The sequence below is a fragment of the Conyzicola sp. genome (assembly GCF_046714715.1).
GTDB lineage: Bacteria > Actinomycetota > Actinomycetes > Actinomycetales > Microbacteriaceae > Conyzicola.
On record NZ_JBKKAD010000168.1, the window covers coordinates 144823 to 152098 of the forward strand.

11 protein-coding genes and 1 tRNA gene are annotated in these 7276 nt (G+C 67.4%); 6 read left to right on the plus strand and 6 right to left on the minus strand.

From position 1 onward, the window contains the following. Positions 1–31 precede the first annotated feature (31 nt). Both ACLQ6X_RS13600 and ACLQ6X_RS13605 read right to left on the minus strand, forming a co-directional pair. Positions 32–1291: an MFS transporter gene (locus ACLQ6X_RS13600; RefSeq protein ID WP_411700689.1), complete on the minus strand. Its 1260-nt coding sequence runs from the start codon at positions 1289–1291 to the stop codon at positions 32–34. Further along, positions 1288–1725 carry a MarR family winged helix-turn-helix transcriptional regulator gene (locus ACLQ6X_RS13605; protein WP_411700690.1) on the minus strand — a complete coding sequence of 146 codons (438 nt, stop codon included), beginning with the start codon at positions 1723–1725 and terminating at the stop codon, positions 1288–1290. Before ACLQ6X_RS13605 ends, ACLQ6X_RS13600 begins: the two co-directional genes overlap by 4 nt. Before the next feature lie 96 nt (positions 1726–1821). On the opposite strand from ACLQ6X_RS13605, the gene ACLQ6X_RS13610 reads away from it, so the two are divergent. The 4 genes from ACLQ6X_RS13610 (at position 1822) to ACLQ6X_RS13625 (ending at position 2742) form a co-directional block, all read left to right on the plus strand. Then, entirely contained in the window at positions 1822–2043 is a 222-nt protein-coding gene (locus tag ACLQ6X_RS13610; protein WP_411700691.1) for an SCO4848 family membrane protein, read from the plus strand. 9 nt (positions 2044–2052) lie between these two features. Next, on the plus strand, positions 2053–2331 hold the full coding sequence (locus tag ACLQ6X_RS13615) for an oligoribonuclease (RefSeq protein ID WP_411700692.1): 279 nt from the start codon (positions 2053–2055) through the stop codon (positions 2329–2331). 34 nt (positions 2332–2365) lie between these two features. After that, positions 2366–2626, plus strand: coding sequence for a thioredoxin family protein (locus ACLQ6X_RS13620; protein ID WP_411700693.1), 261 nt, complete (start codon positions 2366–2368; stop codon positions 2624–2626). Positions 2627–2669: 43 nt separating this feature from the next. Further along, positions 2670–2742: transfer RNA gene (locus tag ACLQ6X_RS13625), tRNA-Arg, on the plus strand. A 114-nt stretch (positions 2743–2856) separates the two neighbouring features. On the opposite strand, the gene ACLQ6X_RS13630 is transcribed toward ACLQ6X_RS13625, so the two are convergent. Next, positions 2857–3276, minus strand: coding sequence for a BLUF domain-containing protein (locus tag ACLQ6X_RS13630; RefSeq protein WP_411700694.1), 420 nt, complete (start codon positions 3274–3276; stop codon positions 2857–2859). A gap of 113 nt (positions 3277–3389) precedes the next feature. Next, a complete protein-coding gene (locus ACLQ6X_RS13635; RefSeq protein ID WP_411700695.1) occupies positions 3390–4277 on the minus strand; it encodes an endo alpha-1,4 polygalactosaminidase in 888 nt (295 codons plus the stop codon). A gap of 475 nt (positions 4278–4752) precedes the next feature. Between ACLQ6X_RS13635 and ppk2 the strand changes: the two genes are divergently transcribed. Both ppk2 and ACLQ6X_RS13645 read left to right on the plus strand, forming a co-directional pair. Next, positions 4753–5562 carry a polyphosphate kinase 2 gene (gene ppk2, locus ACLQ6X_RS13640; RefSeq protein ID WP_411700696.1) on the plus strand — a complete coding sequence of 270 codons (810 nt, stop codon included), beginning with the start codon at positions 4753–4755 and terminating at the stop codon, positions 5560–5562. A 10-nt stretch (positions 5563–5572) separates the two neighbouring features. Next, positions 5573–6448, plus strand: a complete 876-nt coding sequence (locus tag ACLQ6X_RS13645) for a Rieske 2Fe-2S domain-containing protein (protein ID WP_411700697.1) — start codon at positions 5573–5575, stop codon at positions 6446–6448. On the opposite strand, the gene ACLQ6X_RS13650 is transcribed toward ACLQ6X_RS13645, so the two are convergent. Then, entirely contained in the window at positions 6445–6780 is a 336-nt protein-coding gene (locus ACLQ6X_RS13650; protein WP_411700698.1) for a protealysin inhibitor emfourin, read from the minus strand. The two genes, ACLQ6X_RS13645 and ACLQ6X_RS13650, sit on opposite strands and share 4 nt — an antisense overlap. Beyond that, on the minus strand, positions 6761–7276 hold a 516-nt coding region (locus tag ACLQ6X_RS13655), incomplete at its 5' end, for a peptidase M4 family protein (RefSeq protein ID WP_411700699.1). The genes ACLQ6X_RS13650 and ACLQ6X_RS13655, both read right to left, overlap by 20 nt.

Below are 7276 nucleotides of genomic sequence, written 5' to 3' on the forward strand. Positions count from 1 at the left end.
TCAGTCTATCTTCGTGACGGTCGCACGCCGGTCAGGCCAGTGCGCCCGCACCGATCGCCTCGGCTTCGACCACCGGCTCTTCGGCGCCGTCGTTCACCCGGGCGAGCGCCCGCCGGCCGAGCAGCACGATCAGCATGGCGATCAGCACCGAGCCGCCCGCCACGTAGTACGGCGTCGCCGCGGTGTACAGCCCGGCGAGGGTGGTGGCCAGCGGGGGAGCGACGGCGCCACCGAGGAAGCGCACCGCCGAGTACGACGACGACGCGACCGACCTCGGCAGGTCGGTGGCCTCCATCACGCACTCGGTGAGCACGGTGTTGAGCACCCCGAGCAGCAGACCTCCGACGACGACGGTGGTCACGAGGCCCGCCTGCGATCCGACGAAGAGTCCCGCCGCGACGAGGTCGAGGGCGAGGAGGGGCAGCACCCCGCCGAGCACGGTGGTGCGTTTCATCCGCGCGGTCAGGGCGGGGGCGACCCACACCGAGGTGATCGCGAGTCCGAGGCCCCAGCCGAAGAAGGTGAGGCCGATGCCCATCGCGCCGAAGCCGAGCGGGAACGGCGTGTAGGCGAGCAGCGTGAAGAACCCGATGTTGTAGAACAGCGCGGCACCGGCGAGCAGCGCGAGAGCGGGTCTGGCGAGGGCGCGGAAGGGTGCGGAGAGCGCTGTCGGCATGCGGGTGGCCCGGTCGTCGCCCGCGAGCAGCACGGTGATCGCGATGAAACCGACCGCCATGAGGGCCGCCGTGCCGAAGAACGGGGCGCGCCAGCTGACACTGCCGAGCAGCCCGCCGAGCAAAGGTCCGATCGCGATGCCCAAGCCGAGGGCCGCCTCGTACAGGATGATGGCGCTGGACGTTCCCCCGCTCGCCGCCCCCACGATCGTGGCGAGGGCGGTGGAGATGAACAGCGCGTTGCCGAGGCCCCAGCCGGCGCGGAAGGCGATGATGCTCTCGACGTTTCCGCTGAGCGCTGCGGCGGCCGCGAAGGCCACGATGAGAGCGAGGCCGATGAGCAGGGTCTTCTTGGCGCCGATGCGGCTCGAGATGAAGCTCGTGAAGAACATCGCCAACCCGGTGACCACGAGGTAGCTCGTGAACAGCATCTCCGTGTCGGTGGGGCTCGCCTCGAGCTGCTCGGCGATGGCGGGCAGGATGGGGTCGACGAGGCCGATGCCCATAAACGCGATGACGCTCGCGAAGGCCACCGCCCAGACCTGCTTGGGCTGGTGCAGGATGCTGGCCTTCCTGGTCGCAATCGGGGGAGTCGCGTGGGTGTCGGATGCGCTCACGCCGCGACCTCCGCCACCCCGACGCGGGCCGCGAGTATCTCGGCCGCACGGCCCAGGGTTGCCCACTCCGTGTCGCTCAGGTCGCCGAAGATGTTCTTCGTGGCCTCGGCGAGCTGGGTGCGCCAGTCGGACAGCGCGTCGCGGCCCTTGTCGGTGATGGCGATGAGCCAGGCGCGCGAGTCGTCCACATCGGCGATGCGGTAGACCCACTCGTCTTCGATCAGGTTGCCGAGCAGCTTGGTCATACCGGGCTGGGTGATGCGGGCGGTTTTCGCCAGTTCGCCGTTGCGGCGCGGCCCGTCGGCGTTCAGCACCGAGAGGGTCGACCAGACCGCGGCGGAGACCGTCGAGCCGGTGGACTGCGCCGCCATGCGGGTGAGCCGATGGTTGGAGGTGAGGAGGGATTCGAAAATGTCCGTGGGTTCTGCGTGCATGCAGCAAGTCTATAACCCAGTTATATAACTGGGTTAAGTAATGGGTTCGCCGACCGCGAACGGGCGCCGCAGCATCCGAATAGTCTTGTTCGCATCATGACCACCGCACTTGCCGTCCTCCTCATCCTGAACGGCGTCTTCAATTTCGCCGTCTGGCCCACCTTCTTCCGCCGTGTGGCGCGCGATCCGCGGGCTCGCACGGCCGAGGGGAAGGCCACTCCGTTCTTCACCGTGCACCTCGTGATCGTGAGCGTCGCACTCACCCTCGCCGCCGTGTCGCTGGTCTTCGGGGTCTTGACGCTGCTCGGTGTCTGGTAAACCTGACTCATGACAAACAACGAGGTAACGCTTTCGCGCGGCGACCAGTACGTCGTCTTCTACACGGGCGGACCCTACGACGGCCAGACCGACACCCGCATCAGCACCGACGGCTCGTACGACGAGACCGTCACCGTTCTGGTCTCGCTCGACGGCAAGGAGTCGCAGCTCGTCTACGGCGCTCCCGAGGCGAAGTCGATCGGCGGCAGCGTGCAGGTTCACTACACGTGGGATGCCACGGCGAGCGAAGCGCTCGAAGACCCCGAAGAGCGCCTGAGCGACCAGTAGGAATAGCCCCGCCTCCGCCCCGGTTGGCTCTCACGTGAACCTACTCTTCTTCTCCTCGGCCTTCTGCGACCCCTGCATCCAGACGCGGGGCGTGCTGAAGCAGGTGGCCATGCTGCTGCCCGACGTGAAGATCGCAGAGTTGGATGTCGCGCGCGACACCGCCGAGGCGGAGAAGGCGGGAATCCGCTCGACCCCGACCATCGTGATTGCCGCCGAAGACGGCAGCGAGGTGTTCCGGGCCGAGGGTGTGCCCACCGTGAACCAGGTGCTCGTGGCGTTGGCGAAAGCCGTCTGACGCCGCCTGCGCTATCGTTAATGCCGCGCCTCTGTAGCGCAGCGCCTCTGTAGCTCAGTGGATAGAGCAAAAGCCTTCTAATCTTTTGGTCGCAGGTTCGATTCCTGCCAGGGGCACAGAAACACGGGGAAGCGATGACCCCGCGACCGGGCCCGACAGATCCGCGACAGGCGGAGGCGTGCCCGGACTCACAGACGCGGTCGGGGCGACCGCGTTGAAGCCCGAGAAGGTCAGGCCGCGTCGTGGTAGCGGAACCACTCCAGCAGCATCCGCGAACGTGACGGAGTGCCCCAGTCGGCGGGGTTCGAGCTCTCCTGGAAAAACGAACTGTAGCCGGGGATCTCACGGATGCCTGACTCGGTGAGTGCGCGGAATCCCATATTCCAATCCGGGAAGCGACGCTCGTCGATCTGCTCCTCGAGCAGCGTGCGCACGCCCTCGTGACGCGGATCGGCGGCGACGACCTCGTACACGGAGCGGACGGTCGCATCATCGCCCTCGAGCGCCTGCATGAACTGCCCGTCGCGGTAGAGAAGCATGCCCGTCAGCTGGGCTGCCGAGTTGTTCGCCCGGCTCTTCACGAGAAGCTCAGCGAGCGCCTCGTCGGAGAACGGCGAGACAGCAGAGCTGACATAGACGATGGATAACAACGTTGACCCCCTCCGGTGACTTCTCTCGTCGATTCTAGGTACCCGCGGCCACTTGTTGTGGCCTCGACCGACGCAGTGTGCCTGCTCGGTGACCGCATCGAGGATCGAGGCACTTACTCCGCTTCTGTGAATCCGCAGGCCGCGAAGCGGTACTCGGGGTCGGTGGGCGTCGTCAGGTCGCGGTCGCGCAGAATCGTCGATGCCGGAACCTGCGGGTCGGCGCAGACGTCGTCGAAGTCACCGCGCAGATCGTCGGCGTACTCGATGGCGATGACCCGTTCGTCCCAGACGTCCGTGTAAAGGGCGCACTCGTCCCACCGGTGGCATTCCTCCGCCACGGCGAAGTCGAACCCGGCCTCGTCGCGCCCGCGCACTCCGAGCTCCGCCGAATTCTTCTGCCCGATCGCAAGACCTGCCGCGTGCGCGTGCTCGGCGTAGAGCGTGGCGAGCGCGACCGCGTCGTCCTGACCGAGGCGGCCGTCGCTGCGGGTATAGCTGTCGAGATTGTCGATCTCGATCGCCTCGAACCCCGCCGAGGCGCAGCGGTCGAGCGTTTGCGCGAGCTTCGCCGCGATGCGCTGGCGCTTGTCGGCGGTCGACGTGTCGAGGATGAGCTCGTCCGGCCAATTCTCGTCGACGAGCGGTCGACCATCGACGTGGAGCACGAGGTCGGGACTGCCTCCGAGCCAGTCGTCGCGGTCGGCGGGTTGCGTCTGGAAGCCGTTCACATAGCAGACCGAGTACAGCCCCTCGGCGGGCTCCTCCGTGCTGTCGCGCACGACCCCGCCCACTCCGGCGACCGGCGCGTAGCCGCCGCCGAGCTGGTAGTCGATGACGATCCCCGCGGGCGGCGGTTGAGGCGCGTTCGTGGCGTCGTACGTCGCGTGAGTCGCGGGATTGCCCGCCGGAGCGCCGGCCGGCTCGGCCGTCGACGCGCATCCGCTCAGGAGCAACGCCCCGCCGATTCCGACAGCCAGTGACGCCCGTATCGAGCGGCTCATCGCGTACCCCTTCGGGCGGCTCGTCGGGCGCGCAGCTGCCGTGTCAGGCCGGTGGCGGCCAACCACACCGCAAGACCTACGAAACCGATGGACGCGAGGAGGTAGCCGCCGAGTTCGCCGCGCAGCGGTGTGTCGTTTGCCTCCGCCAGCATCGGGAAACCTGTCCACGCAACGGCGAGGAGTAGCGCGACGACACTCGCGATGAAGTGACCCCGTACGGATAGTTCGCGATCTCGCGAATCGAAGTTAGGATCGGTCATTCGGCCAGCGTATTGGTTGACCCGGCCTCGAGAAGCTCCTTAGCACCGATCGTCGATTCCTGCTCGGCGTTTTCTCGTTGCGTGGGTGCGCCTAGCGTGGCTGGCATGAGCGATGCAGAGAACACCCCAGACACGTCAGTTCCGAAGCCTGAAGAGGTCGACCCGCAGTCGGGAACCGAGCAGGACGGCACGCCCGTCGAGAACCCGTCCGGCTAGTGGGAAAAAAGAAGCACGAGAAGCGCGTCCGCCGCCGGGTCTACGAGGCGGAGCTCAAGAGACTGCAGATCGAGCTCGTGAGCATGCAGCAGTGGATCGCAGCGACGGGCGCGCGGGTCGTGGTGGTCTTCGAGGGCCGCGACGCCGCGGGCAAGGGCGGCGCCATCAAGCGCATCATGCAGTACCTCAACCCGCGTACCGCCCGCGTCGTGGCGCTGACGAAGCCGAGCGAGCGCGAACTCGGCCAGTGGTACTTCCAGCGGTACATCCAACACCTGCCCACCGCGGGCGAGATGGTGCTGATGGACAGGTCCTGGTACAACCGCGCGGGCGTCGAGCGCGTGATGGAATACAGCTCGCAGGAGCAGTACGAACGCTTCCTCGAGCAGACGCCCGTGTTCGAGCGGATGCTCGTCGACGACGGCATCATCCTGATCAAGTACTGGTTCTCGGTCTCCGATGAGGAGCAGGAGGCGCGGTTCCACAAGCGCCTCAACGACCCGGTTCGCCGCTGGAAGCTGTCCGACGTCGACGTGCTCTCGATCACGCGGTGGGAGGACTACTCCCGTGCCAAAGACCACATGTTCGCTCACACCGACATCGACGAGGCGCCGTGGTGGACGATCGAGAGCGACGACAAGAGAGCCTCGCGGCTGAACACGATCAACCACCTGCTGTCGCAGATCCCGTATCAGTCGACCGAGCCGAAGAGCGTGAAGATTCCCGCCCGCCCGTCTGCTGCCGACTACGAGCGCCCGTCGAAGAAGCAGTACCGCTACGTTCCCGACCACGCGAAGTCCATCGGATAGGAGAACAACCATGCGAGAGCTCGGCATTGTCAAGAAGATCGCGGTGCTCGAAGACGCCGAGGTGCTCGATCCGGTGGTGAACCGAGTGCGCGACATCGTGAACGCGGTGGTGCGCCCCCGCGGACTGCGCGATCTGCTGCACGGTGTGCCGGTCGGGCACGCCGTGCACCCGGTCGCGGTGATGCTGCCGATCGGCGCCTGGGTGAGCAGTGCCATTCTCGATTGCGTGCCCGGCTCTGAAAAGGCGTCGCGCCTTCTCGTGGGTGCTGGGGTAGCCGGCGTACTCCCGTCCGTCGCCACCGGGCTCACCGACTGGTCGGAGTTGCACGAACAACAGCAGCGCGTGGGACTCGTGCACGCAGCATCCAACACCGTCGCGACGGCGTTCTACGCGGCGTCCTTCGTGCAGCGCACCCGCGGTCGTCACGCCAGCGGTCGCGTTCTGGGCCTCGCCGGACTCGCCTTCGTCGGCTTCTCCGGCTACCTCGGCGGTCACCTCGCCTACCGGCAGGCGGCCGCGGTGAACCACGCCGAAGACGTGCCGCACCGCTTTCCGACCGGCTGGCGCCATCTCGGCGCGCTAGAGGAGTTCGCCCACAATGAGCTCACCCAGCGCACCGTCGATGGCGTGCCGCTGCTCGTCGTGCGCAGCGGAGCAGGTGTCGACGTGCTCGCCAACACGTGCAGCCACCTGTCGGGCCCGCTCGACGAGGGCGAGCTCGTGGTCGACGGCGGCGAGCGGTGCGTCGTGTGCCCCTGGCACAAGAGCGTGTTCTCGCTGAGCACGGGCGACGTCGTGCACGGGCCGGCGACGGCACCCCAGCCGAAGTTCGAATCGCGCGTGACCGACGGCAGCATCGAGGTCATGCTCGAGGGTGCAGGCTAGTCGCGCGTTGCGGGTCGGGGGTGCTCATCGCCGCGTCGCGCTCGTCGCACCTCGTCGACGAGGGACCGCCACGCGCCCGTGAGCTGGCCGTCTGAGAGGGTGGCGCGGTAGGCGCGGGCGCGGCCCGATGCCTCGAGACGCCAGACGAACTGGTCTCGGGCCCGCGGGTCGGCGGGTTTCACGGCGTCTTTCCACGGGCACGCGCCGATGAGGGTGGCCCAGTCGACGTCGGGCGCATCCGCGGTGCCCGTGCGCCATTCGCGACGCAACCCCGCGAAGCCACCGGTGCGCACCACGATGATCGCCCAGGAGTCAGGCCGTGAGACCGCCATCGTTGCCCACTTTCACGCCCACGGTGCCCCAGCCGGCACGCACCGCGTCGACTTCTGTCGACGTTTCACCGTAGCGTGTGCCGGCCGCGCGCACCGTGGCCTCGGCGAACTGTTCGAAGGTCGTGTCGGCTGCGAGCTCGAGGGTGATCGTGTCGTACCAGATCTGCCCGGCGCGCTGCCAGGCGTTGCCGCCGAGAGCCTCGGCAACGAGGTAGAAGGCCCGATTCGGGATGCCGGAGTTGATGTGCACTCCGCCGTTGTCGTCGTCCGTCTCGACGTAGTCGGACATGTGGCCGGGCTGCGGGTCTGTGCCGAGCACGTCATCGTCGTAGGCGGTGCCGGGAGCCTTCATCGACCGCAGGGCCGTGCCCTCCACCTCGTCGGTGAACAGGCCGGCGCCGATGAGCCAGCTCGCCTCGGTGGTCGACTGGTCGAGGGCATACTGTTCGACGAGCGAACCGAAGACGTCGGAGACCGACTCGTTGAGCGCCCCCGA